The organism is Pseudoalteromonas sp. Bsw20308 (assembly GCF_000310105.2).
GTDB lineage: Bacteria > Pseudomonadota > Gammaproteobacteria > Enterobacterales > Alteromonadaceae > Pseudoalteromonas > Pseudoalteromonas fuliginea.
The window spans coordinates 526,612-552,097 of sequence record NZ_CP013139.1; the positions used below are offsets into that span (position 1 = coordinate 526,612).

23 protein-coding genes and 1 pseudogene are annotated in these 25,486 nt (G+C 38.3%); 18 read left to right on the plus strand and 6 right to left on the minus strand.

The window, feature by feature from the left end:
• Positions 1–168: 168 nt before the first annotated feature.
• The gene (locus tag D172_RS19545) at positions 169–501 is read left to right on the plus strand and encodes a PBPRA1643 family SWIM/SEC-C metal-binding motif protein (RefSeq protein WP_007376345.1); all 333 of its coding nucleotides are present in this window, start codon (positions 169–171) and stop codon (positions 499–501) included.
• Between the two features lie 109 nt (positions 502–610).
• Here D172_RS19545 and D172_RS19550 read toward each other — a convergent pair whose 3' ends face one another.
• Entirely contained in the window at positions 611–3,679 is a 3,069-nt protein-coding gene (locus D172_RS19550) for an efflux RND transporter permease subunit (protein WP_007376343.1), read from the minus strand.
• A 2-nt stretch (positions 3,680–3,681) separates the two neighbouring features.
• Positions 3,682–4,764, minus strand: a complete 1,083-nt coding sequence (locus tag D172_RS19555; protein WP_007376342.1) for an efflux RND transporter periplasmic adaptor subunit — start codon at positions 4,762–4,764, stop codon at positions 3,682–3,684.
• A gap of 122 nt (positions 4,765–4,886) precedes the next feature.
• Here D172_RS19555 and D172_RS19560 point away from each other — a divergent pair, with 122 nt between their 5' ends.
• Entirely contained in the window at positions 4,887–5,783 is an 897-nt protein-coding gene (locus tag D172_RS19560; protein WP_007376341.1) for a LysR family transcriptional regulator, read from the plus strand.
• Positions 5,773–6,084 (plus strand): MGMT family protein, encoded by a 312-nt coding sequence (locus D172_RS19565; protein ID WP_007376340.1) that lies wholly within the window; start codon positions 5,773–5,775, stop codon positions 6,082–6,084. Before D172_RS19560 ends, D172_RS19565 begins: the two co-directional genes overlap by 11 nt.
• A gap of 59 nt (positions 6,085–6,143) precedes the next feature.
• Here the strand turns inward: D172_RS19565 and D172_RS19570 are convergent, their stop codons facing one another.
• The 3 genes and pseudogenes from D172_RS19570 to trhA all read right to left on the minus strand — a co-directional run bounded on the left by D172_RS19570 (position 6,144) and on the right by trhA (position 8,883).
• Positions 6,144–7,604: a hypothetical protein gene (locus D172_RS19570; protein WP_007376339.1), complete on the minus strand. Its 1,461-nt coding sequence runs from the start codon at positions 7,602–7,604 to the stop codon at positions 6,144–6,146.
• A gap of 418 nt (positions 7,605–8,022) precedes the next feature.
• Positions 8,023–8,121, minus strand: a pseudogene (locus D172_RS21970) (transposase); the annotation flags it as partial.
• Positions 8,122–8,253: 132 nt separating this feature from the next.
• Positions 8,254–8,883 (minus strand): PAQR family membrane homeostasis protein TrhA, encoded by a 630-nt coding sequence (gene trhA / locus D172_RS19575; RefSeq protein ID WP_007376338.1) that lies wholly within the window; start codon positions 8,881–8,883, stop codon positions 8,254–8,256.
• 219 nt (positions 8,884–9,102) lie between these two features.
• Between trhA and D172_RS19580 the strand changes: the two genes are divergently transcribed.
• The 3 genes from D172_RS19580 (at position 9,103) to D172_RS19590 (ending at position 13,702) form a co-directional block, all read left to right on the plus strand.
• The gene (locus D172_RS19580; protein WP_007376337.1) at positions 9,103–11,454 is read left to right on the plus strand and encodes a TonB-dependent receptor; all 2,352 of its coding nucleotides are present in this window, start codon (positions 9,103–9,105) and stop codon (positions 11,452–11,454) included.
• Between the two features lie 93 nt (positions 11,455–11,547).
• Positions 11,548–11,901 (plus strand): hypothetical protein, encoded by a 354-nt coding sequence (locus tag D172_RS19585; protein ID WP_007376336.1) that lies wholly within the window; start codon positions 11,548–11,550, stop codon positions 11,899–11,901.
• A gap of 322 nt (positions 11,902–12,223) precedes the next feature.
• The gene (locus tag D172_RS19590; RefSeq protein ID WP_007376335.1) at positions 12,224–13,702 is read left to right on the plus strand and encodes a cellulase family glycosylhydrolase; all 1,479 of its coding nucleotides are present in this window, start codon (positions 12,224–12,226) and stop codon (positions 13,700–13,702) included.
• A 63-nt stretch (positions 13,703–13,765) separates the two neighbouring features.
• Here D172_RS19590 and D172_RS19595 read toward each other — a convergent pair whose 3' ends face one another.
• The gene (locus tag D172_RS19595) at positions 13,766–15,457 is read right to left on the minus strand and encodes an alkaline phosphatase D family protein (protein ID WP_007376334.1); all 1,692 of its coding nucleotides are present in this window, start codon (positions 15,455–15,457) and stop codon (positions 13,766–13,768) included.
• Between the two features lie 302 nt (positions 15,458–15,759).
• Between D172_RS19595 and D172_RS19600 the strand changes: the two genes are divergently transcribed.
• From D172_RS19600 to D172_RS19655, 12 genes are all read left to right on the plus strand, one after another.
• Positions 15,760–16,032 (plus strand): hypothetical protein, encoded by a 273-nt coding sequence (locus D172_RS19600; protein ID WP_007376333.1) that lies wholly within the window; start codon positions 15,760–15,762, stop codon positions 16,030–16,032.
• A gap of 235 nt (positions 16,033–16,267) precedes the next feature.
• The gene (locus D172_RS19605; RefSeq protein WP_007376331.1) at positions 16,268–16,846 is read left to right on the plus strand and encodes an LON peptidase substrate-binding domain-containing protein; all 579 of its coding nucleotides are present in this window, start codon (positions 16,268–16,270) and stop codon (positions 16,844–16,846) included.
• Positions 16,847–16,914: 68 nt separating this feature from the next.
• Positions 16,915–17,538 (plus strand): sigma-70 family RNA polymerase sigma factor, encoded by a 624-nt coding sequence (locus tag D172_RS19610; protein ID WP_002962457.1) that lies wholly within the window; start codon positions 16,915–16,917, stop codon positions 17,536–17,538.
• On the plus strand, positions 17,531–18,211 hold the full coding sequence (locus D172_RS19615; protein ID WP_007376330.1) for a ChrR family anti-sigma-E factor: 681 nt from the start codon (positions 17,531–17,533) through the stop codon (positions 18,209–18,211). Before D172_RS19610 ends, D172_RS19615 begins: the two co-directional genes overlap by 8 nt.
• A gap of 8 nt (positions 18,212–18,219) precedes the next feature.
• On the plus strand, positions 18,220–19,173 hold the full coding sequence (locus D172_RS19620) for a YbgA family protein (RefSeq protein ID WP_007376329.1): 954 nt from the start codon (positions 18,220–18,222) through the stop codon (positions 19,171–19,173).
• Positions 19,173–20,567, plus strand: a complete 1,395-nt coding sequence (gene phrB, locus D172_RS19625; protein ID WP_007376328.1) for a deoxyribodipyrimidine photo-lyase — start codon at positions 19,173–19,175, stop codon at positions 20,565–20,567. Before D172_RS19620 ends, phrB begins: the two co-directional genes overlap by 1 nt.
• 1 nt (position 20,568) lies before the next feature.
• Positions 20,569–20,997, plus strand: coding sequence for a nuclear transport factor 2 family protein (locus D172_RS19630; RefSeq protein WP_007376327.1), 429 nt, complete (start codon positions 20,569–20,571; stop codon positions 20,995–20,997).
• Positions 20,998–20,999: 2 nt separating this feature from the next.
• On the plus strand, positions 21,000–21,710 hold the full coding sequence (locus D172_RS19635) for an SDR family NAD(P)-dependent oxidoreductase (RefSeq protein ID WP_007376326.1): 711 nt from the start codon (positions 21,000–21,002) through the stop codon (positions 21,708–21,710).
• Complete coding sequence (locus D172_RS19640) at positions 21,707–22,963, plus strand: NAD(P)/FAD-dependent oxidoreductase (RefSeq protein ID WP_007376325.1); 1,257 nt, start codon at positions 21,707–21,709, stop codon at positions 22,961–22,963. Before D172_RS19635 ends, D172_RS19640 begins: the two co-directional genes overlap by 4 nt.
• Entirely contained in the window at positions 22,956–23,693 is a 738-nt protein-coding gene (locus D172_RS19645) for a DUF1365 domain-containing protein (RefSeq protein WP_007376324.1), read from the plus strand. Before D172_RS19640 ends, D172_RS19645 begins: the two co-directional genes overlap by 8 nt.
• Before the next feature lie 39 nt (positions 23,694–23,732).
• Positions 23,733–24,995, plus strand: coding sequence for an SAM-dependent methyltransferase (locus D172_RS19650; RefSeq protein ID WP_007376323.1), 1,263 nt, complete (start codon positions 23,733–23,735; stop codon positions 24,993–24,995).
• On the plus strand, positions 24,973–25,473 hold the full coding sequence (locus D172_RS19655) for a DUF2878 domain-containing protein (protein WP_007376322.1): 501 nt from the start codon (positions 24,973–24,975) through the stop codon (positions 25,471–25,473). Before D172_RS19650 ends, D172_RS19655 begins: the two co-directional genes overlap by 23 nt.
• Positions 25,474–25,486: the final 13 nt, after the last annotated feature.

Consider the following 25,486-nt stretch of genomic DNA (forward strand, 5'->3'; position numbering starts at 1 on the left):
CTAAATCTCTATTTTAAACCCATTAAATAGCTTATTTATGTCGTTATATTAGGCGTATATACAGTAAAGCCTAATTTATATTGTGCATTAACAAGTACACTTAGTTATATGTTGGGTAAGCTGTTAAGATGCGCCGTCTTAATAATGTAGAAAGGTTATAGAAGTAGCATGTCAAAGTTTTTCTTTATGGGTAAGCCCGATATAATGGGTAAAAATAACAGTAGCGGATTTTCGCCAAAACGTACCGCAAAGGTAGGGACAGAGTTACATCCGCTAACATTAATTGTAAACTCGGCTGAACGACAATCTGAAGTACAAGCAATATTAGCAGAGCATTCGCTGTTTGCTTCGATTGAAGTTAAAGCAGACGTACCAGAAGATATTCGCGAACTAGACTTTGCGCTTAGCAAGTCAACACCACAAGTATTTGATAAAGTACCAGAGCGTAACACACCTTGTGTATGTGGTAGCGGCAAAAAATACAAAAAGTGTTGCGGCTAATTTATTAACCACTCAATATGTGGCCTTTCTTTTTTCATCGGTATTAAATAAAAATGCCACTGACCTTGAGCCAGTGGCATTTTTTAATGTTAACCGATTAGATGTTTAACTACTTACGCGGTTCGTAATCAATTCTAAATATAACCGTGTAAAGTACTGGCACTACAATGAGGGTTAGTATGGTGGCAAAGCCTAAACCGAACATTATGGTTACCGCCATTGACTGGAAGAACACGTCAAATAGCAGCGGGATCATACCTAAAATAGTGGTTATAGCGGCCATAGCAACTGGGCGCACACGACTCACACCAGAGTCAAATACGGCTTCATAGGGCGATTTACCTTCCCTTAATTCGAGATTTATTTGATCGACCAACACAATCCCATTTTTGATCAACATACCGCTTAAGCTTAACAAACCAAGCAAACCCATAAAGCTAAATGGTGTATTCATAATCAATAACCCTGCACTTACGCCAATAATAGCAAGAGGCACGGTTGCCCAAATTACCAAAGGTTGCTTAACTGAGTTGAATAACAATACAGTTACTGCAAACATAGCTAAGTAACCCAATGGTAAAGAGCCAAATATTGCTTTTTGAGCTTTGCTTGATGACTCAAACTCGCCGCCCCATTCCAGTTGGTAACCACGTGGCAGTTCCATATTCTCTATTGGGCCGCGAATACGCGCAAATAGTTTAGCTGGGGTTTCATCGCCGAGTACATTATGATCGGCCATCACAGTAATAGTACGTTTACGGTCGCGGCGCATTATTAGGCTGTCTTCCCATTGTACAATAAACTCGTCTACTACTTGGGTTACTGGTACAAATACACCAAGTACTGGGCTGTATATTTGAAGGTCGTGAACGCTTTCTACGTTTAAGCGCTCGTTAGCTGGGGATCGTGCAATAATAGGCAGCAACTGCGTACCATCACGATATACACCTACTTGCTTACCTGACAAACTGGTGAGTAATATATCATCCAAGTCTGATTTGCTAATGCCTAAGCGGCGTGCTTTTTGTTCGTTAAACTGTGGGCGAATCATTTTGGTACGTGCGCGCCAGTCATTACGAATATTGTATGCGCCATCATCGTTACCAATCAGTTCTTCGGCTTTAGCGGCCAGTTGCCTTAAAATAACAGGATCAGGGCCCGAAAAACGGGCTTCTATTTTGGCATCGGTAGAAGGGCCTATTTCCATTGGTTTAATTTTAAGTTGTGCAGAAAGCGCATACTGATTTGAATAATCACGGACTTTTTGCATTATAGTGGCAACAGCTTCCCTGTCGGCAACACGAACAATCAATTGCCCATAAGCTGGGTATGACTTTTCTGGCGCGTAGGTAAGCATAAAGCGCGGTGCGCCTTGCCCTGTGGTACTTGTTATTTCTTCAACGAGTTCTTCTTTTTGTAAAAACGCCTCAAGCTGTTTAACTCCCTCAAGGGTTGAGCGAACATCAGAACCTTGTGCTTGCCAGTAATCTACATAAAACATAGGTGTATTAGAGGCAGGAAAGAATGACTGTTTTACAGAGCCAAAACCAACAACCGCAGTACACAGTAAAACAACCATTAATATAAGCGTGGTTTTTCTAAAGTGTAGAGAAAAATCTAATACAGCCTTATAGCCATTAAAAATAAAGCCTTTGTATGGGTCTTCATCTTCTTGGTCATTTTCGCCTTTGAATTGAGTTTCTTTAAACATCAAATTGGCAAAAAATGGCGTTAATGTAATAGCTGTTATCCAACTTAATAAAAGCGAAATAAACAGCACCCAAAATAAGCTACCGGCAAATTCACCACTGGCATCAGAGCTTAAACCTATTGGTGCAAACGCGGTTACCGCAATGACTGTTGCACCTAGTAAAGGCCACTTAGTTTGTTCAACAATATTAACTGCTGCTTTGAGTTTTGTTTGGCCACGTTTAAGGTTTATTAGTATCCCTTCGGTTACTACTATTGCGTTATCAACCAGCATCCCTAGTGCAATAATAAGTGCCCCAAGCGATATGCGCTGTAAATCGATAGCAAACAACTTCATAAATATAAACGTACCTAGTACGGTCAGTAGTAAAATACCACCAATTAAAATGCCGCTTTTTAGCCCCATAAACAAAAGCAAAACCACAATTACAATCGCAATAGCTTCAACCAAGCTGATAATAAATCCATCAACTGACTTTTCAACTTCTTTAGGTTGATTGTATACCGAACTAATATCAATGCCATGTGGTCGTTGATACTCAAGCGATGCCAAGTGTTCATCTATATGCTTGCCTATATCAACCACGTTAACACCAGAGGTAAATGACACACCTATTAATAATGCTTGTTCATTATTGTAGCGAATAATATTACTTGGTACTTCGGCATATTCTCTGTGTACCTTGGCTACATCACCTAAGTAAATTAGCTCACTTGCGCCTGTTTTTGAAATCAGTAGCGTTTCAAGCTCTTTTACATTTTTAAACTCACCCGTTGGATGAAAACGGATTGATTCATCGCCTACGCGAATTTTACCCGCGTTTGATACCGTGTTTTGCGATTGTAAAAGTTGAAATATATGACTAGGAGCTATGCCTAATTGCGCTAATTTACGAGTCGATATCTCTACCATAACCTGTGCTTGCTGCTCTCCAGCAACGGTAACTTTACTAACCCCCTTAACAAGTACCAGCTCGCGCTTTAAATAGTCTACGTAATCTTTAAGTTCATCATACGAATAGCCATCGCCTGTAACCGAATACATCACACCGTATACGTCGGCAAAATCATCTAAAATTATACTTGGGTAGACACCGGTAGGTAATGAGGGGGAGAGATCATTAATTTTACGACGCATTTCATCCCATATTTGTCGCAGTTGTTCTTTACGGTAGGTGCTTTTCATTTCTACTGTAATTTGCGATTTTCCATTTGACGAAATTGACGTTACATAATCGACATAAGGTAATTGCTGAATCGCATTTTCGATAGGGAAGGTTACTTCTTCTTCAACTTGTTGCGGTGAAGCACCTGGGTACATGGTTATAACCATGGCCTTTTTGAGTGTAAATTCAGGGTCTTCTAATTGCCCTAAATCAAAATACGATACGCTACCACCAATTAATAGCAGCAACGTAAACATCCAGCTGATTACTTTTTTTTCTATAGAGAGTTGTGCAAAGCTCATTGTTATAAGCCTCGCTCTTTATTCCACGCGCGTACCTTCATTCCTTCTTTTATTGAGTGTACACCCGCAGCCACAACTATTTGACCTTCTTTAATGCCGCTTAGTACTTCAATGCCGTCGCGATGAAGTTGACCAATTTCTACCGCTTGCTTATGAACCTGACCTGTTTGCTCGTCGTAAAGCCAAACATATGCATTGTTTTTAATGGTTTCTTGAGGATCAGAAAAAACGGATTCTATAGGTAAAATTGTGTAAGCAACTTGTGAGTTAGTTACTTTACTCAAATCAATTAGTACACTGCCTGTCATGCCAGCAAGTAAATTAAAGTCATCGGGTACAGGCAGAGAAAAAACAACTTTATAAGTAAGTGTTGCAGGGTCTGCTTGCGTATCCCATTCTTTTATCGTTAAGGTGTATTCTTTGTCGTCGTAACCGTCAAATTTAACAGTAGGTTGGTAGCTAGTGCCTTTATTAAAGCGTGCAACTATTTTTTCAGGAACTTGTATTTCAACGTCCATTAAATCGCGGGTTTCTAAACGTAATATATTTTGCTTCGCTTGAATATTTTCAAAGTTTTTAACAAATACTTTAGCGACGATGCCACTAAAAGGAGCACGTAATTCACTGTACTCAAGGTTTGTTTCAGCTATTTTGAATGCTGATTCAGCAACTTGCATATCAGCAGTTGCTTTATCGAGCTCTGATTGGCTAGTAATTCGTTTTTCAAATAATTGTTCTATTCGGTTAAGTTGAGATTTTGCAAGTTCATACCTAGCTTTTCTATCATCATATTGCAATTCAAAATCTTCAGGATCAAGCTTTGCCAATAGTTGGCCTTTCTCTACATGTTCGCCTGCTAAGACAGGAAATTTTACAAGCTCGCCATTTACTCTAAAAGCAAGGTATGACCCTTGGTTTGCAACAACTTCAGCAGGAAAGCTGCGAATGTTAATTTGAGAATCATGACCTATGTTGAATAATTTAACAGGGCGAATGGGCTCTTCTTTAACTTGTTGTTCTGGCTCAGAACAGGCTATTAAGCTAAGTAAGGTCGTTGTTAATAAACATAGACGAAAGAGTTTCATGTCTTCTCCGTTGCAATAATGGCAAAATAATTAAGTGCAGCATACGCTGCAAACATGTAAAATAAAAATCATTAAATTTTAGAAACTCAATAAATTTTACTTATAATGTTGCAGAGCGGTATATGAAGCTGAATCAATTAATAATTTTAGATGCCATAGTGCAAAGCGCAAGCTTAAGTGGGGCAGCACTAAAGCTACATAAAACGCAGCCCGCGCTTACACTTGCTATTAAAAAACTAGAAGAAAAAATAGGATTTGAGTTACTAGATAGAAGTAAGTACCGATTACAGCTTACTGAAAAAGGGCGTATTTTTCACCGCGAGGCGCAGCAACTCCTGCATGCGAACGGCGAGTTAGCACAGCTTGCTAAAGAATTAGCACTCGGGAATGAGCCCCAATTTAGAATTTGTTACGAACAACTTTGCCATATGCAAAGTTACAACGAGATCATAAGTAATACTTTTAGGTTGTTTACCAGCACGGAATTTAGCTTAACAAGCGGGAAGCGCTTTATTTCGTTAGAGCAAGTAAATAGTGGGCAAGCTGAATTAGGCATTGGCCCGTGGTTTGATTTATTTCATGCGACAGGCGATTTAGAAAGCGTACCCATAGGCAGGCTCGATATTGGCATTGTTAGCGCTAAAGGCGCACTTCCTCAAAAGCTAACCTATATCGAACTACAAACGTATCCGTGTTTAGCCATGTTTGAAAGTGATTTGAGTATCGACAGTGACAGACTATCGTACTCAAAAGGCTCCGCCATGATGAAAATTGATGATGTATCGACCTTAAAATCGTTTTTACTCTCAGGCGCAGGTTGGGCAATGATGAGCCTAGAGCACTGCGACCCTGAAATAAAAGCAGGCTTACTTCAAGAAATACACATAACTGACCGTGAGCATAAGTTTAGTGCACAAATTAGAGCCTTTAGACAACATGCAGTGCACCATGGCCCTGTAGCGCGCACTATTTGGGAGCAATTTAAAGTACTTAGTGAGGCGTATTTAAATGAACGCTGATATTGATAAAGAAACACTTATTTATACTGTTATCGCAGGCATACCAATAGGTAAAGTGGCAAGCTACGGGCAAGTTGCAGCTCTTGCGGGCTACCCGCAAAACTCACGGTTGGTTGGGCGCTTATTAAAAATGATGCCAAACGACTCGGTTATACCTTGGCACAGGGTAGTGAATAGCCAAGGTAAAATATCATTCCCTGCAGGTAGCGAAAAATATCAAGAACAACGCGAAAAGCTATTATCAGAAGGCGTACTGTTTAAAAGCGACAAAGTAAATATGCGCGAGTGCCGGTGGGAGTGATATGACTATGTATGGGCAGGTAAGTGCCAAAAGCGGACACTCATAACCTTAGTCACTTGTTATGCATTTATCCAACCGGAAACCAGGAGCTTAAGATTATTCCATCCGGATAATACACCTATAATCGTAGCGATTGTTACTACTATGGATAGTATAAACATCCATTTTTGAAGTTTATACATCACATATATGCTTTGTACTGACAAGTAGTTTGTCAACCCTGAGTCAATTATGGCTGCGGATTCCTTAACTTGCTTCAGCTGATAATTTGCATTATCAATCGTATTTTTTCCTAAATTCACTGTTTCTTTTCTAAATAGATCTATTAGTTCACCAACCTCTGAAATTGAGCGTGCTATCCAACGCCCCGATTGCTTAATTTCGTGCTCAAACCTCGAAATAATTACTATCGTTCTCTTTAGCTCCTGAATATTGTATTGGTTTCTTTGAGTTAGCTTTTTTCTTTTGTAAAGATTTTTAAAGCCATGGCCGCGCAAAATTTCAACTTTGTTTCTGTATTTTTCTATAACACTAAAAATCGTAGATGAAACAGCTATAGCTCTCACTTTATATTCAAGAAAATCACCAAATTCAGATTCATTCTTTGAGTCAAATTTGGCCACCACGTCTGATACCATATATTTATGATTGCTAGACCTTGGTCCTGAAACTAAAAAGTCTTCCCCTTCTAAAGTATCAAATCCATTAGCATCTATTCCGTATTCATTAAGCCAGCCACTATATTCAAGCAGCCAATTTCTGCGTTCATCTGGTTCTATTGGGTTCCCAGATATTTTGTAAACATCAATATATGATACTGCATCCATTGTTTGAGGCTTCCAGCTAAAGCCTTTTTTTACCCAAGCCTCAATTCCTGTTCTGACGGAGTCTTTTTTATTGTTAATAGATTTAATAGCACAATCGGTACCTGTACCCACTGCGTATCCACGATGTAGACTACTAAGAGGCCAAAACTTTTTAAATTCCACGGGCCCAAGATAAACCTGATTTTGAATCTCGCTTAATGCTTTGCTTACTGAATCATTCAACTGAAACTCAAATATGATACATGCTACAGATGGAAGTATTCTGTGAAACGATAATGAAACATTTTTAACGTCTAGAGGTAGGCTTTCATCCACTGCCACGTAAGGAAGGTAAACCCCTTGCTCCCTTGCTATATAGCCGAGATTGTGCCAACTACTTGCATGTAATTTATCTATAGATTCTTTAAGAGATGTAACAAACGTCTGTATGTTTTCATTTTTTGGGAAATATTGTTTCAATCCTTTGATCATATTATCAAAATCTTCGTGCTCAAAAGTTAAAACCAAAGTTATTTGGCTTAGTTCTATATTTGATTCTTTAGGCGAATTTCGTCTTTCAAGTTCTTTAGACGACCATTTTTTCTGTCGCTCTCTAATATCCTGTAAACTTGAAATCGTGCCTTTTCTGAATCTAGGAAGGCCTTCAACTAAATCAAGAATTTTGGTTGAAATTTTGAGTTTTAAATTATCCATTTATAAACAGCAACCTTACTTCGATTTTGATGCATAACATTTTAGTATTTATGCGACACGCTGTTTGTGTTGCATAATCGCTTGTTGGACTGAGGCGCTACCTGCTCGGTGTGTCAGAGTTGGTGTTGTTTATGCTATGGGAATTTGCTTTTTAGAGGCTCTAGCTAAATCAGCTAATTTAATCAGCTTACCTATTATAATTTAAGCTATCCCTGCGTTGCTCAGCATTTATTATGTCCCTATTAAACCTAATATTTAACCGTTAAGCAATGATATTTTTCACTCACACAGCCGCTACTAGCCTGAACAATTAAGCAGGTTAACTCATTGATTCTATTTAGCAGGCTAGCTAGCCGCTAACTCGTTCGCCATGTTGTAAGAATTGCTGTCTCCGACGCTGATATACCAATAAATCGTAAGATGCCAACCGTGATTCTGACATCACGCCTTTTCGGGTATAACGTGCAAGGTAACTGACTAATTTTTCACTGTACGTTAAACAGGCTTTGTTATAAATATTATGCTTTCTGATATTTATATAAACATGTAAAAAAGAGGAAAGTGTCCCTTTATTCTTACTAAATTAAGGACGATTCCCTGAATGACCGCTCATCGCTCGAACCAGACCATTCTAATTGGCTTTACCTGCCTAATAAACATAATTACTAATTGAAATATAATGGCAAACACACCCAGCAATAACAAATAAGTGCCAAATAGCGTGGCTAAATTGGGTGCTTTTAGCGCTGTAAAATAATGTACCTAAACTATAAAAAATACCGCCGGCAAGTAGCCAGTAAAGTGCTTTTACATCAACACTAGAGTAGAGCGGATATACAATAGCCAGTGCAAACCAACCCATGAGTAAGTAGGTGGCGAGTGATATTTTTTTATTGCCGTTTTTTACAAATACTTTGTACGCAACGCCCGCCAGTGCGACAGTCCAAATAAATGTAAGTGTTGCCCATGACCAAGCACCGGTTAATGAGATTAATAAAAAGGGAGTGTAGGTGCCGGCAATTAATAAGTATATGGCGCAGTGATCGCACTTTTTATAAAAGGCTCTTAAGCGCGGTTGAATACTGGCGTGGTACAAAGTGGATGACAAAAACAGCACAAATAGGCTACTGCCATAAATTGCAGTACTAATATACGCTTTAGTGCTGGTGGCTTGGCTAAATAAATCCCACATAACAAATGCGGCAAATACAATACCAAGTGCATGACTAATTACGTTTAGTTGTTCTTCTTTTTTAGAATAGGGCGCTTCTAACGACATGACAGATCCTACCACTATTTGAATGAATTTTAGTGTACAAGTGTACGCTGAGTTTTTCAATCTTATAATTTTTATATGAATACAATAATTTATTATTTTTCATAAAGTTGAAACATCAATTTAACCAATGCGTAATTAATAAGACGTAAAAAAGTCGTAATAGTTCGTTAGATTACTGGTAATTCCTAAAAACAATTAACCGGACGAACAGTGAAAAACATGAAAAATAAATTAACAATACGCCCTTTTCTTAAACTTACTAAATTGTCTGTTGCGATGATTTGCGTTACATCAACAAATAGTTTTGCAGATCAAACCATAAATAAAGAACTTGATGAAATAGTGGTTGTTGCTCAAAAGCGTGCGCAATCAATACAAAATGTGCCTGTAACAATAAGTGCCTACGATGGCGACTTTTTAGAAAGCTTAGGTATTGGCGAACTCGACACTTTATCTGAAATAACACCGGGGCTTGTTATTCAAGAGCAAAGCCCTAACAACCCAGGCTTTGTAATTCGTGGTATTACGTCTGATAGTGGGTCGTCTCAATCATCCCCTCGTGTGTCTATTTATTATAACGGAGCAGATGTATCACGCTCTCGTGGCTCATACTTTGAGCTTTTTGATGTAGAAGGGATTGAAGTTGTTAAAGGACCACAAGCGACACTGTTTGGAACAGCAGCTTCTGTAGGTGCTATTAGTGTAGCAACACGTAAACCAGAAAAAGATTTTTCGGCGCAATTAAAAGCATCCGTTGGTAATTACTCGGCCAAAGGTGTTAGTGGTTTTGTAACGGGTGGTAATGATTTAATGCAAGGCCGTGTTGCTTTTACTTATCGTGAACGTGATGGGTTTATAAAAAATATTGCAGGAAATAGTAACTCCCAAAATCCGGCTGGGTTTAAGCAAGATGACATGCATGCTATTGAGCGTTTTTCTTATCGTCCGTCTTTACGTATTACACCTAGTGACGATGTAACGATTGATTTGGTGTATACGTATGAAAAAAATGATGACTCGGGTACATCTTTTAAAAATGGGCTTTATGCACCAACCGGTGGTGATACAAGTCCATATAGTTTTGTTGAAATGCCAGGTAGTCCGTATGCAGAGTCTGTGTTTGGAAAAAAAGACTTAGGTGTAGAGCGCACAGTTAACGATTTAAATTTGACTGTAAATTGGGATGTAAGTAACGATTTAACAATCACCTCAATTACTGCAGGGCGTAATTTTGACTCTTTAGAAGTGTTTGATGCTGATGGTACACAAGCATGGTTTTTAGAATTTGCAGAAGCTGCAGAGGGCGACCAATTTAGCCAAGAATTACGCGCTGTTTATACGCAGAATAAGTTTACTAGTATTTTTGGTGTGAGTTACTTTGAAGAAGAGGGTAGCCAGCGTATTCCATTTAGTACAGAGGAGTCTATATTCTTAAATTGCTTAGGCGTATTGGGTTCAGGTGTTCCTTGTATTAATAATGATGGTAGCGTTAATATTTTAACGCCAGCATTAACAGGTGGTGCAATAAACGAGTTGCCATATTCATTAGAGTTTACAAACTATGGTGAAAACAAAGCGTACTCAGCGTTTGCTGATGTAACTTATGCTGCAACTGAGGCACTGGAGTTAACAGCGGGTCTTCGTTATATAAAAGAAGAAAAGCGCAGTGGTTATAGCTCTGCTGCACCCAATAGTGTTTTGACGCAAGCGCCATTGTTTACGGTTGATACGAATGGTGAAACATTCTATGGCGATGCTGATTATGATGATTGGCTGCCACGTTTTAATGCGCTTTATATAATAAACCCTACTACAAATATGTATGCGACTGTTTCAAAAGGGCGTCGTTCGGAAGTACTTGAAGTAAGTTCGGCTAACGATGAACAAGGGAGTGTCGAAGCTTCTATATCAGAAGTCCCAGCGGAAATTATTTGGAACTACGAAACCGGTATTAAAGGCAAAGCGCTTGACGGGCGTTTAGATTACTCTGTCGCTGTATTTTATCAAGATTACTCTAACTTTCAGGTTACGTTACAGGATGATGAAGGCGTTGCGTTTTCTGCAGATGCGGGCTCTGCCACTAATGTTGGCGCAGAGGCTGAAGTAAGGGCGTTAATTAATAATGAGTTTGAGGTATTTGCCAATACGGCTTACCTTGATGCTGAAATAGATGATGATAGTAATAATGGTAACCTCGCAGGCAATAAATTTAGACTACAACCAGAGTGGACGTTTAGTACGGGGCTGTTTTATTCAACAGAATTGTCGAACTCACTTAATTTAACGAGCTCTTTGATATATAGCTACCGCTCTGAAGTGTTTTTTGAGCCAGCAAATGCGCCAATATCAGGCTTAGATATTAGCCAACCAGCGCTTGGATTAGTCAGTGCGCGCTTAGGTATCGCAAATGGTGATGACTGGGCTGTTAGTGTATTTGCTAGTAACTTATTAGATAAAGAGTATTTAGTTGATGCTGGTAATACTGGAGGAGGATTTGGCAACCCAACATTTGTTGCAGGAGCACCTCGTTTTGTTGGTATTGAGTTAACTCTCGGGTTTGGCGGACAATAATACATTTAACTACTTGATATTTTAATTGAGCCACTGCAAAGTGGCTTTTTTATGTGACCACTTTAAAAAGTGTAATTTCTATATTGGATAAATATGAAACCAGATCTTAAAGCTGCTTTACTTACCGCCATTGTTTATCCTGGAGCGGGGCATTTTTCTTTAAAAAAACATCTTATAGGCGCTATTTTTGCGGGGGTATTTTCTGTTCTTTTAATTTTAACCTTTCAAGATATATTTGCGATTGCACAGTGTACTGCAAATGAAATTGTACACGGAAAAATCCCTATGTCGGTTACGGCCATTTTAAAAGCCGCGCAACAACCATCTAACGCCTGCGCTCAGCTCGCTGAATATAAGTACGTACCTTTAATGATTGTTATTTGGATATTGAGTATTGCAGATGCCTATCGTTTAGGACGTAAGGTGTTGCCCAATATAATTGACTAAAATGTATGCAAGGTGGTGTTTCTTAATTGATGGCTACCTATTTACTCTACTTAAACATTTTATTTTTACCTAATGTAAAAAAAGTGTAAAAAACAATATATCCCCGACAAAATCTTCGAACTTCGTTAAACATGCCTTTTATTCTCCTTTTCCTAATTCACGGCAGTGCTTCGTGAATTTTTTTGTTCAGTTAATGTTAATAATAAGTTGGTACTTTTAACTTACGTAAAATATAATGGGTAATTACTTTGTATTGCTTTTGCGGTTTTACTTTATTACATCAGCGAAATGACGACTGATAACTTCAATTTAAGGAAATATTATGGATAACAGTTTAATTAATCACAACAAAAGGAACTTTAAAGTGACGAGCTTATCGTTAGCTTTATTATTAGGTTATTCAACAATGGCTAATGCCGCTGTTGAGAAATTAACGGTTAGTGGTAATCAAATTCTTGCTGGTGGTGAAAATACGAGCTTTGCAGGTACCAGCTTATTCTGGAGTAACACGGGGTGGGGGGCTGAAAAATTTTATACCGCAGAAACAGTAGCACGTGCTAAGTCTGAATTTAATGCAACATTGATTCGCGCGGCAATAGGCCATGGGTCAAGTGCTGGTGGTAGCTTAAATTATGACTGGGATGGCAATATGAGCCGTCTTGATACTGTTGTAAATGCTGCTATTGCTGAGGATATGTACGTTATTATTGACTTTCATAGCCATGAAGCACATACAGATCAGGCTACTGCCATTCGATTTTTTGAAGACGTAGCTACAAAGTATGGGCAATACGATAATGTTATTTATGAGATTTATAACGAGCCGTTACAAATTTCATGGGCTAACGATATTAAGCCTTACGCCGAAACTGTAATTGATAAAATTAGAGCAATCGATCCTGATAATTTAATTGTGGTTGGTACACCAACATGGTCTCAAGACGTTGATGTGGCATCACAAGATCCGATAGATCGCGCCAATATTGCTTACACTCTGCACTTTTATGCTGGCACGCACGGACAATCATATCGAAATAAAGCGCAAACAGCACTCGACAACGGTATTGCATTGTTTGCTACAGAGTGGGGGACAGTTAATGCTGATGGCAATGGTGGTGTTAATGCTAATGAAACAGATGCATGGATGGCATTTTTTAAAACAAACAATATTAGTCACGCTAACTGGTCTATTAATGATAAAAACGAAGGGGCTTCGTTATTCACCCCTGGCGGCAGTTGGAATTCATTAACCGCTTCAGGCACTAAAGTTAAAGAGATCATTCAAGGTTGGGGTGGCAGTACCGTTGCTTTAGACTCTGATGGCGATGGCGTAAGTGACAGCCTTGATCAGTGTGATAATACTCCTGCCGATACAGTGGTTGATAGTATTGGTTGTGCGGTAACTGATGCCGATGCTGATGGTATTAGCGATAGTGTTGATCAATGTCCAAATACACCTGCAGGGGAAACCGTTAATGATGTGGGTTGTGCTGTTGAAGTAGTTGAACCACAAAGTGATGCGGATAATGATGGAGTGAATGATGATATTGATCAGTGCCCAGATACACCCGCTGGTACAAATGTTGATGCAAATGGATGTAGCGTTGTAAGTTCAACCGATTGTAATGGTATTAATACATACCCTAATTGGGTGAAAAAGGATTATTCGGCCGGTCCATTTACACACAATAACACCGACGACAAAATACAATATCAAGGCAATGCATACAGTGCAAATTGGTATACAAACAGCCTTCCAGGAAGTGATGCTTCGTGGACGCTTCTTTATACTTGTAATTAAGCGCGTTTTATAAAATATGCGAAGAAGGTAAATAATACATTTACCTTCTTTTTATACAAAATGTTAGCCCTTATAAACACTTTGATGTTGATTAACAATGCTGTAACTTGAAGTGTTAATGTTATCTACATAGCGCCAATCGGTTGTGATTTGCTCTTTAGTAATAGTCAGCAACATATAGCCACGGTGTGATAAGTCACAATAGTTTAAGTCGTTTATTAACAATGAAAGCGAGTCAGCCATCTGCTTTGCTTGTGCTGTATTAAGCGCTAAATAATGCTCCATACCCGGGGATGTAACACCAGGTGTTGCAAACTCTACTCCTACGCTTTCGCCTTTTGCATTTTTTAATGTGCCATGCCACGCATTGTGCGTATCACCTGCAACCACCACTAATTTTTTATTTAATGCGGTAACGCTTTTGTACAATGCTTCGCGCTCGCTTGGGTAACCATCCCACGCATCTAAATTATAAGGCATTAAAGTATTTACGCGTGCGAGTTGCGCGGGTGTTACCGCTTTATTTGCTAACACGGTTTTTTTAATTGCAACAAGCTCTTTTAATACCATCGGGATTTTAGTGCGATCGGATTGCGAGAATATTTCAGTAGGTAGCCACATTTTAGTCATCAATACTTGCTGGCCCAATACTTGCCATTTTGCATTTGATTTAGTTATTGCACTGGTGAGCCAGTTTAGTTGTGTGTTACCTAGTAACTGCCTTTTTGGATTATTTAAATCACTGGCAAAGCGAGCAACATCCATTTGTTTGGTCTCTAGGTTTTTATAGTCGCTGTAAGCGAGTTGTTTATCGCGTGCTATTACGCGAGTATCTAGCATGTGCAAGCTTATTAAATTACCAAAATCAAAGGTGCGGTATATTTGCGGGCTTTGTTCGCCCATTGGCGGCCTAATTGGCAGCCATTCGTAATAGGCTTGAATAGCTGCTGCACGGCGCTTAAAAAAGTCACCTTCATCAGGGGTATGATTTTCAGCACCACTTTTATAGGTATCGTTGGTAACTTCGTGATCATCCCATATTGCAATAAAAGGCGCTGCTGCGTGAAGTGCTTGTAGACCTTTGTCTGTTCTGTAAATTGCATAGCGTTTGCGGTAGTCGCTTAAAGTAATAATTTCACCGCTGTTATCGGCGGCTAATTGGCGGCCAATTTTTTCAGCATTTTCAGTGGCGTATCCACCCATTGGGTATTCGTAAATGTAATCTCCTAAATGCAGTACTACATCTAAATCCTTTTGCTTGGCGGCATCAGTGTAGGCATTAAAGTACCCAGCAGGGTAGTTTGAGCACGACACAACAGCCATTTTTATTTGTTCAACATTAGTTATTGGCAGTGTTTTAGCTCGGCCTATAGGGCTTTGTGTTTGCAAACCCATAAAACGGTAAAAGTATTCGGTATTTGGTGCAAGATCTTGCACGTCTATTTTTATAGTAAAGTCGCGGCTTTTATCTGTTTGTTCGTAACCGCTGCGTAATATATTTTTAAAATCAGGATCACTTGCCAGCTCCCATGAAACAGTCGCAATGGAAGATGGTTTAGAGGTTGTGGCTCGCGTCCAAATTATTAAAGCATTACTGAGCGGATCACCACTGGCAACACCATGCTTAAACTCAATTGCTGATAATGGTCTGTCAGCTAGTGTTTGAGCGCAGCCTGTTATAGCGCTGGAAATAGCAACGGTAAATACACTGGCTACTGATGTTTTTAAAAAACCACGACGAGATAAGATAGACATACTGCACTTTTCAATTATTTATAGTAATGGAACTTTAACGTTTAGATATGACGTTTTTATAAACGCTAAATGTATTTACTGTGACTTTTATTAACGTGGGTAAATTGATCTTAATTATTAACCAAATATTGGTCAAAAAATAAAATTAAGTGGTTAGATTAATAGAGTGTGAATTTTTGAAATTAATTAAATTTATAAAAATCTATTTAATTACAATGCTTTAATTTTTATTTTCATGTTGGCACAACCCTTGATTATATAACTTCGTCTAATCAAACAATATACAAACAAGGAATACCATTATGAAACATTCAATTAAAATCGCTATGGCAAGTTTATTAGTATTAGGTTCTGCGCAAGTACACGCAACAGAAGTGGACCTAGATGTTACTGATATATTAGCTCAAAGTGTAACAAGCTACGTTAAGCAAACAACATTCGAACTTGAAAAGTCATTAAAAGAAACGCTTTATTTTGATGCTAAAACTGTTTTAGTTGGAATATTAGATGAGGCTGTTTTAACCGAGAATACTGCGTCTAAAAATACTGACGCGAGTGTTAAAAACGTTAAATAAACCATTTAAAGGATTAAAACGATGAGCAGTGAATTTGGGTTATTTGCTTTAATGTTAGCGCCAGTAGCCAGTATGATAAGTGCATATTACTCAGTCCAAGTACTAAAAAGCATGGGGAGCTGGTTTAATATTTAACCAATGGTGAAGTAGGTAATTAATTCGATTCATGCAAAGCTGATCGACTTAGCAAAAGCGCACGTAAGTAAAGGCAGAGTATTTGAAATAAGTAGACTTTATGAAACGTGCGATTTTTCCATTACCCATTTTTATGTTACCTGAAGGTTATACGCGATTACGCATATTTGAGCCTCGCTATTTAAATATGGTTAAAAACGCATTAAAAAATAATACAGGGTTTGTGCTTTGTACATTTGAGCACGACACGCCATTTAATATAAGCGCGCAAGGTTGCCTTGTTGATATTATTGATTTTGACCAAGACGACAACGATGTATTATTAATCGATGTGTTTGCTTCTCAAAGTGTTCAAATAAATGATGTTTATCAAGACGAGGACGAACTGCGACATGGTTTGGTGTCTTCTTGTAATACGCCTTATTGGTACAAGGACATTAACAACTCAATTGGCGAACATGACTTATTACATGATGCGCTTTTAAACGTCTTTGAAAGTAATTCGGAACTTCGTTTACTGTACAAAAAAACTCATTTTGACAAGTTGCCTTGGATTGCAGCACGTTGGCTTGAGCTCCTACCTATTTCTATCGAGAAAAAACAGCAACTTGCGTTTGAAACGAACTTTGATAACTTACTGAATTTCCTCCATACTGTGATTAATAACGAATTTGCCTAAATTTTATGATCCTAAATTAATTATTGCCCGTATCACTTAATACAAAAGCAATAACGGGATAAATTATTATGGTAAGTCAACAACAGTCACCACGTTGTGAACCTAATACAGGTAAGTACACTGCCATGCCAGAAACGCCGAGTAAAGAGCTCATGCAAGCGCTTATAGATGTTGCGCAATCACGCGACAAAAAAGCGTTTTCCTATTTATTTGAATATTTTGCGCCAAAAATTAAACGCTTTGGAATTAAGCAGTTTGGTGTTGAAGCTCAAGCAATGGAGCTTGTTCAAGAGACGTTAACGTCTGTTTGGCGTAAAGCACATTTGTATCACAGTGATAAAGGTGCAGCGACTACGTGGGTTTATACCGTTATGCGTAATGCTTCATTCGATATGCTTCGTAAAATGAAAAGTAACAAAGAAGAAAACATCAGTGAAGATATTTGGCCGTTATTAAACGAATCACAAGATACACATCACGAATACAGTGATCATTTAGAAGATAAGCAAATTAAGCGCTATTTAGACAAGCTACCAATCGCTCAACGTGAAGTGGTAAGAGGCGTTTATTTTCAAGATATGTCGCAAGAGCAACTTGCACATCAACTTAACATTCCAGTAGGCACGGTAAAATCACGGTTACGTTTGGCCTTGCAAAAATTACGTAATGAAATGGGAGATCAGCATGATTAAACATCACCCGAGTGAAACTTTACTGACACAGTATTGCGATGCATCACTTGCTACATCACTGAGTTTAGCCGTTTCTATACATGTAGATATGTGCCCTGTGTGCCAAGCTAAAGTCGCTAAAATTGAAGCAAGTAATGCAGACGCGTTATTTAGTGAAGAGCCAGTCCAATTTGAGACAGTTCAAACAGAGCAATCTGAGTTATTTGAAGACTTTGAATTGAATGTTCTTGATATGATCACATCTGATGATTCTATCGACGAAGTTTATGAGGTAGAGCCTGTTTCTATTAAAGTAAATGAACATAACTACCAGCTTCCGCGTGCTTTAACGCGTATTTCTCATAGTAAATTTACACAAGTTGGTAAGTTAGCGCGATCTCGAGTTTCGCTTGATGATGGTGCGCTACGTTCTAGCCTGTTACACATTGATGCGGGTGGTGAAATACCAGAGCATACGCATACTGGATTTGAAGTTACTTTACTCCTAGATGGTGAGTTTAGTGACGAAGATGGTAGTTACGTACCAGGCGACTTCATATGGCAAGATGGTAGTCATCAGCATACACCTTTAACGAAAGACGGGTGTTTGTGCTTTACAGTTGTCAGTAGTGCGCTACATTTTAATAAGGGCTTCAGCAAGTTACTAAATCCAATAGGTAATTTGATTTACTAAGAGAATATATGCACACAGATATAATAAAAATAGGTATAAGCGCCTGCTTAGCAGGCGAAAAAGTTAGATTTGATACGGGTCATAAAAAATCAAATTTTTGTATGGATGAGCTAGGTAAACACGTTGAATACACACGGTTTTGTCCGGAAGTAGCTGTTGGTTTACCGATACCTCGCCCAACTATTCGCCAAGTTAAAGTGGGCGATACTATTAAAGTATGTCGCCCAGATGGCACTGGCGAAGTAGGTCAACAACTTACCGAATATGGTAAAAAAGTTGCAACAGAACAAGCTAAAGAGTTGAGTGGATTTGTATTTTGCGCGAAAAGTCCAAGTTGCGGTATGGAACGCATTAAAATATACAATGAAGCAGGCACGGGTAATACCTCAGAAGGCGTTGGTTTTTTTGCTGAGCAAATAATGAAGCACAACCCATTATTGCCATGTGAAGAAAACGGGCGTTTAAACGATATGCATTTACGTGAAAACTTTGTAATGAGAATTTACGTATTTAAAAACTGGCAAAAGTTAGTACAAGAGCCGCTTACGGTTCACAAGCTTACTCAATTTCACTCTCAGTATAAGTATTTGTTGATGGCTCACAATTATCAAGCTTATCGTGATTTGGGTAACCTGCTTGGAACGTTTGTAGGTGACGATATAAATGCAGTTGCTGATGAATATATTTTAGGTTTGATGACAGGTCTTAAAAAGCCAGCTTCTCGCAGAAATAATTGCAACACGCTAATGCACTTACAAGGTTACTTTAAAACTGATTTATCGAAGGTTGAAAAACAAGAACTTCGTGATGCGATAGATGAATACCGCGAAGGATTGGTGCCATTGTATGTACCACTTACCTTGTTAAAACATCATTTGAAAGTTCATCCGAATGAGTACCTTGAAAAACAAGTGTTTTTTAACCCATACCCTCACGATTTAAAACTACGATTTGGTATTTAATGGATACATTATTTTGGTTTAGGCGCGATTTGCGCCTTTTTTCTAACGAAGCGTTAATTCAAGCGCTAAACAATGGCGCTAAACACGCCATTTTTTTTGTGTCTGAAAAGCAGTGGCAACAACACCAAACAGCGCCTATTCAGATTGACTTACTCAAGCGCCGAGTTACTTATCTTCAATCCCAACTTGCTGATTACGGTATTACTTTACATATTATTGAAGCGCCTAGCTTTTGTGATTGTACGCGCGAGCTCATTAACTTTTGTAAAGCAAACGATGTAAAACACGTAATTGCTAATACAGAATATGAGCTTAATGAAGTAAACCGCGATAAAGCAATTTTGCATGAATGCGATGAGCGTACAATTACTTTTACTTTGTACGAAGGTGATTTAATTGCGCCTGCAGGCTCAGTTAAAAATCAAAGTAATGAAATGTATAAAGTGTTTACTCCATTTAAACGTGCATGGTTAAAGCAGTATCAAGATACACACTTTAGTTTGCCACAATGGCCTTTAACTTCTGACCCTATTGAGTTTGACGAGAGTGATTTACTAAAAAATGATGGGTGCTCAGATAAGTGGCCGGTTGACGACGAAACACTCTCTACCGTAGTTGATAATTTTATATGCGACAAACTTACAAGTTACGACGACCAGCGTGATATTCCCAGTGTAAAAGGCACATCGGGTTTAAGCCCGTATTTAGCACTAGGTATTGTAAGCACAAAGCAACTGCTTATTAATATTCAGCAGCGTTATCCTGATATTTTAACTACGTCAAAAAGTAAAACGTTTACGTGGATTAACGAGCTTGTTTGGCGCGAATTTTACAGGCATTTAATTGCTGAATTTCCGAAGCTTTCGCGCGGCGATAACTTTAACGAAAAGTATAATGCTGTAGTGTGGCGTAAAAGCGAAAGCGATTTTAAAGCATGGTGCGAAGGGCGTACAGGTTACCCATTAGTGGATGCAGCAATGCTACAACTTAAGCAAACCGGTTGGATGCATAATCGTTTACGAATGGTTGTTGCAAGCTTTTTAACTAAACATTTATTAATAGACTGGCGTGAAGGTGAACGCTTTTTTATGCAGCACTTAATTGATGGCGATTTAGCCTCAAATAATGGTGGTTGGCAGTGGGCTGCAAGTACGGGCTGTGATGCTCAGCCTTATTTTAGAGTTTTTAATCCTATCAGACAAAGCGAGCGCTTTGATCCAACGGGCAAGTTTATCCGTAAGTATTTGCCAGAGCTTGAAAACGTGCCAGATAAACACATTCATTTTCCACACACTTATTTAGCCGCAACAGGCAAAGATAAGGAATGTTACTGGCCAGCAATAGTTGATCATAAAGCGGCACGAGAACGTGCACTTGCTGCATTTAAGGTGTGATATGGATAACCAGTTACCAGTAGATAAATTTGTTGAAATATACCAACAGCTTGATAGCACTAATCTTGATTTATTGAGTGATATTTACTGTGACAACATACAGTTTATAGACCCGATGCATGAAATTAATGGCATTGTAGAATTGCGCAGGTACTTTGCTAACTTATACAGCAATGTTAAGCATTGTCAGTTTGATATTAGTGATTCGTTTAATAGCGGTAACAATGCTTTTATTTATTGGACTATGCATTATGCACATCCAAAGCTCTCATCAGGTAAAACTATTTCGGTAGAAGGTCATAGCAAGCTTATTTTTAAAGATGGCAAAATTATCAAGCACAGAGACTACTTTAATGTGGGCGAGTTGTTATACAAACACATTCCTTTACTTGGTAGCGTTATAAAGCTAATTGATAAAAGGACAGGTTAATTATGATCACACTTATAACGGGTGCTACATCAGGTATTGGAGAGCAGCTAGCAATTAAATATGCGCAGCTAGGAGACACTGTTATAGCTTGCGGACGTAATAGTGAAAAGCTCGCCGAGCTTGCTAAATACGACAATATTCAAGCTTGTAAATTTGATGCAACTAACCTGCAAGATATAAAAGAGTCTACTATTGGCTTTCCTCATTTTGAGCGAGTTATCTTAAACGCCGGTAACTGTGAATATATAGATGATGCGCGAAATTTTGATAGTGCATTATTTGCGCGTGTAATAAACGTCAATTTACTTTCTATGGGGTATTGCCTTGAGGCGTTACTCCCTAAAATAAATCCAGGCGGCCAGCTTGTTTTAGTTAGCTCAAGTGTTACTTATCTTGCGCTACCTCGTTCAGAAGCTTATGGTGCATCAAAAGCGGGTGTAAGTTACTTAGCAAAAAGCTTAGCTGTTGATTTAAATGATGTTGATGTGACTTTAGTTCATCCAGGTTTTGTAAAAACCCCGCTCACTAGTAAAAATGATTTCCCGATGCCTATGGCCGTTACTGCTGAAAAAGCCGCTGACTACATGATTAAGGGTATTCAAAAACGCCGCAAAGACGTTCATTTCCCTTATCGTTTTACACTTATATTAAAAGCATTACGTATTTTACCACTCCCACTTTGGCTTAAAATCGCAAAAGGATTAGCCCGTTGAAAAAAATAGCAATAATAGGAACTGGTGTATCTGGTTTAACATGTGGGCATTTGCTTCACAAACATTATGATGTAACCATTTTTGAAAAGAATGATTACATAGGTGGTCACACTGCAACAGTTGATGTTGATGTAAGCGGCATCAAATACGCAATAGACACAGGCTTTATTGTGTTTAATGACCGAACTTACCCATACTTTGAAAAACTGCTAAAGCGTATTGGTGTCAATAAACAAAAAACAGAAATGAGCTTTAGTGTTCACAACGAAGCCACTGGTTTTGAATATAATGGCCATACATTTACAAGTTTGTTTGCACAGCGCCGTAATATTTTCAGACCAAAATTTTGGCGTTTATTGTACGACATTGTTAGGTTTAACAAACTGTGCAAAGCAATGCATGAAAAAGGTGATTACCAGTCTGATCAATCATTAGGGCAATTGCTTAACGATAACCAGTTTAATGACTTTTTTAAATACCATTATATTCTTCCTATGGGCGCGGCTATTTGGTCTACCAGTATTAAAGAAATGGAAAACGTAGGCGTTGAGTTTTTTGTTAAGTTTTTCTTTAATCATGGGCTTTTAGATGTAACCAATAGACCACAGTGGTATGTAGTACCAGGAGGCTCTCGTCAGTACATTAAGCCGCTGATCAGAGGCTTTGCCGATAAAATTAACCTCAATACAAATATTAAATCTGTTACGCGTCAAAATGATGAAGTAACAATAGAGTTTGCCAATGGTGAGCAAAGTAAATTTGATAAAGTAATATTTGCTTGTCATTCAGATCAGGCGCTTGCACTACTTGGTGATGCTACGGAGCAAGAAAAGTCAGTATTGGGTGCAATAGCTTACACTGAGAACTCAGTGGTGCTGCACACCGATACAAACCTTTTACCAGATAGAAAAGCGGCATGGGCAAGCTGGAACTACCTACTTAATAACAACACTGATAAAGCAGCTGTTGTTACTTACCAAATGAATATTTTGCAAGGTATACAATCGGATACACAGTTTTGTGTAACGCTTAATCATCTTGAAGGAATAAGCCAAAGTAAAATTTTGCGCGAGTTTACCTATCATCACCCTGTATTTAACCAAGAATCTATTGCGGCTCAAAAACTTAAACACAGTATTGATGGGAACAATAATAGTTATTTTTGTGGCGCTTATTGGTACAATGGTTTTCATGAAGATGGCGTACACAGTGGTGTAGATGTGGCTAAACAGCTTGGGGTCGAATTTGACTAGTGCAGTTTATTTAGGCGATGTAAAACATCGCCGTTTTGCTGTTAAAGAACATCGTTTTAGCTATCCTTTGTATATGATGTGGGTCGATCTAAACAATCCTCAGCAATTAAATGGTGTACATAAAAACTTAGGTACATCAGGCTTAAAAGCCTTAAAGTTTAACGAGGCAGATTACCTACAAAGTTTATCAGCTTTTGACCAATCTCCCATTATTGAACGTGCTCATAAGCAACTTTCTTCATTAGGTATAAAGGAAACATTTACTCATGTTTATATGCTTGGGCAACTACGCTGTTTAGGGGTTTATTTTAGCCCTGTTAATTTTTACTTTTTTGGTAATAGCGATAATAGCTTTACGTATATGATTGCTGAAGTAAGTAATACACCGTGGAATGAACGCCATTACTATTTAGTCTCCCTAGAAAAAAAAGTGAACTTTAAGAAGGTTTTTTCCGTATCACCTTTTATGAATTTAGATATGAACTATCATTGGCATATTCGACAGTCGTCTGATAAAACATTGATACATATTGAAAATAAACGAGATGAAGTATTATTATTTGATGCAACACTTCGTTTGAAACGTGCAGAGCTTACTAATCAAGAAGTCAGTAAGTTACTAAAACGTTTTCCGGCCATGACGTGGTCGATCTTTAAAGGTATTTACCATCAAGCGCTAAAGTTATTCATAAAGCGAGTGCCTTTTTTAGGTCACTCAGGTAGGCCATAAAACATATACAGATAGTTAGAACAATAAATAGGTATTTTAATGGATAAAGTGTCGAGCTTAAATTGTGAACAAAGCACGAGTTGGTTAACTAACATATATAAAAAATTAGTAACTAAAGCCTTTTCGTCAATTAAAACTGGTCAAATAGTTTTGATTGAGGGAAACGAAAGAACTATTTTTGGGGATTCATCTTCAGAACTAAAAGCAACTGTTACAGTAAATGATAAAGCAATGTATAAAGCATTTGCTCTGTCAGGCAGCGTTGGCGCAGGCGAATCGTATATTCTTGGGCATTGGTCTTGCGATAACTTAACCTCATTTATAGAAATATTTGCTATAAATGAAAAGCAACTTGATGAGTTTGAAAAAAAATTCGCATTTTTTAGCAATGTCGCACACCGGTTCAATCATATAAAAAATAAAAATTCTGAATCAGGATCTAAAAAGAATATTGTTGCTCATTACGACTTAGGTAATGATTTGTACGAATCATTTTTAAGTAAAGAAATGCTTTACTCAAGTGCTGTATATCCTACAAAAGAAGCGACACTTGAAGAGGCTCAACTATACAAGCTTAAACGCATTTGTGAGCAAGTTGAGCTTCAAAAAAATGACTCAGTTATTGAGATTGGTACAGGGTGGGGGGCTTTTGCTATATATGCAGCCACGCATTATGATTGCCATGTTACAACAACAACTATATCTGACGAACAACACGATTACGTAGCAAATAAAATTATTGAGCTTGGTCTTGAAAATAAAATAACGTTACTCAAGCTCGATTACAGACTATTAAAAGGCAAGTACGACAAGCTTGTTTCTATTGAGATGATAGAAGCGGTGGGCCATGAGTACTTACCTAGCTTTTTCACCCAATGTGGTGAACTGTTGAAAGATGATGGTGCTATGCTCATACAAGCTATAACTATTGGCGATCAGCGTTATAAGCACTACTTAAAAAATTCTGACTTTATCCAACAGTATATTTTTCCGGGCGGATGTTTGCCATCACTTAACGAAATGAGTGAGCAGATTAAAAATAATACCGACATGGTAATTCATACTGTTAATGATATTGGCGCTCACTACGCACGAACATTAGCTGATTGGCGAACCCGTTTTATAAAAAGCTGGCCAGATTTGGACCGTTCAAAATTTGATGAACGCTTTTATCGCTTGTGGTTATTTTACTTTGCTTATTGCGAAGGTGCGTTTAGAGCTAGAGCTACAAGCACAGTGCATTTAATGGCACGTAAACCGAGGTTTATGAGCGATAACGATGATATTGCGCTCGGTTATTAATTTTGTTTTATTTCAAGCAGTGTGGTTTTTATCATTGCTGCTTGAGGCTGATTCGCTATTTTTTAGCGGATTAATTATTGTTTTAATGTTTTGTTTGTCAAAGCAGAAAAAACAAGACACCTTATTACTAATTAAAGCCCTACCTCTAGCAATGTTGTTAGAGTTTATAGCGGTAAAGTTAGGCTTGTTGGAATTTAAAGTTTATCCCTTTCCTCTATGGCTCGCCTTTTTATGGGTTGCATTATTACTTTCTTTAAACACCTCAATGATCTTTTTAGGTAGGTTAAAACTTTGGCAGGCCTTTTTAGTATGCATAGCTTTTGCGCCAGCAAGTTATTGGGCTGGGGCGCGCTTTGAAGTAATAAGTTTAGGCTTACCTTTATGGCAGTTTTGGCTCGTGTACGGTGCGCTTTGGTCTACTGTGTTTACTGCTATTCTTTTTATAAACCAAAAAATTAAGTTATTCATCAACCGCTGATCGCCCACAATTC

Excerpts from the sequence above, each read along its gene's own strand:
- D172_RS19630 (WP_007376327.1), top strand. The coding sequence starts at position 20,569 with ATGGATAACCAGTTACCAGTAGATAAATTTGTTGAAATATACCAACAG.
- D172_RS19580 (WP_007376337.1), top strand. The coding sequence starts at position 9,103 with ATGAAAAATAAATTAACAATACGCCCTTTTCTTAAACTTACTAAATTG.
- phrB (WP_007376328.1), top strand. The coding sequence starts at position 19,173 with ATGGATACATTATTTTGGTTTAGGCGCGATTTGCGCCTTTTTTCTAAC.
- D172_RS19550 (WP_007376343.1), bottom strand. The coding sequence starts at position 3,679 with ATGAGCTTTGCACAACTCTCTATAGAAAAAAAAGTAATCAGCTGGATG.
- D172_RS19565 (WP_007376340.1), top strand. The coding sequence starts at position 5,773 with ATGAACGCTGATATTGATAAAGAAACACTTATTTATACTGTTATCGCA.
- D172_RS19545 (WP_007376345.1), top strand. The coding sequence starts at position 169 with ATGTCAAAGTTTTTCTTTATGGGTAAGCCCGATATAATGGGTAAAAAT.
- D172_RS19570 (WP_007376339.1), bottom strand. The coding sequence starts at position 7,604 with ATGGATAATTTAAAACTCAAAATTTCAACCAAAATTCTTGATTTAGTT.
- D172_RS19615 (WP_007376330.1), top strand. The coding sequence starts at position 17,531 with ATGATTAAACATCACCCGAGTGAAACTTTACTGACACAGTATTGCGAT.
- D172_RS19585 (WP_007376336.1), top strand. The coding sequence starts at position 11,548 with ATGAAACCAGATCTTAAAGCTGCTTTACTTACCGCCATTGTTTATCCT.
- D172_RS19600 (WP_007376333.1), top strand. The coding sequence starts at position 15,760 with ATGAAACATTCAATTAAAATCGCTATGGCAAGTTTATTAGTATTAGGT.
- D172_RS19620 (WP_007376329.1), top strand. The coding sequence starts at position 18,220 with ATGCACACAGATATAATAAAAATAGGTATAAGCGCCTGCTTAGCAGGC.
- D172_RS19590 (WP_007376335.1), top strand. The coding sequence starts at position 12,224 with ATGGATAACAGTTTAATTAATCACAACAAAAGGAACTTTAAAGTGACG.
- D172_RS19610 (WP_002962457.1), top strand. The coding sequence starts at position 16,915 with ATGGTAAGTCAACAACAGTCACCACGTTGTGAACCTAATACAGGTAAG.
- D172_RS19650 (WP_007376323.1), top strand. The coding sequence starts at position 23,733 with ATGGATAAAGTGTCGAGCTTAAATTGTGAACAAAGCACGAGTTGGTTA.
- D172_RS19595 (WP_007376334.1), bottom strand. The coding sequence starts at position 15,457 with ATGTCTATCTTATCTCGTCGTGGTTTTTTAAAAACATCAGTAGCCAGT.
- D172_RS19655 (WP_007376322.1), top strand. The coding sequence starts at position 24,973 with ATGATATTGCGCTCGGTTATTAATTTTGTTTTATTTCAAGCAGTGTGG.
- D172_RS19605 (WP_007376331.1), top strand. The coding sequence starts at position 16,268 with ATGAAACGTGCGATTTTTCCATTACCCATTTTTATGTTACCTGAAGGT.
- D172_RS19555 (WP_007376342.1), bottom strand. The coding sequence starts at position 4,764 with ATGAAACTCTTTCGTCTATGTTTATTAACAACGACCTTACTTAGCTTA.
- D172_RS19560 (WP_007376341.1), top strand. The coding sequence starts at position 4,887 with ATGAAGCTGAATCAATTAATAATTTTAGATGCCATAGTGCAAAGCGCA.
- trhA (WP_007376338.1), bottom strand. The coding sequence starts at position 8,883 with ATGTCGTTAGAAGCGCCCTATTCTAAAAAAGAAGAACAACTAAACGTA.
- D172_RS19635 (WP_007376326.1), top strand. The coding sequence starts at position 21,000 with ATGATCACACTTATAACGGGTGCTACATCAGGTATTGGAGAGCAGCTA.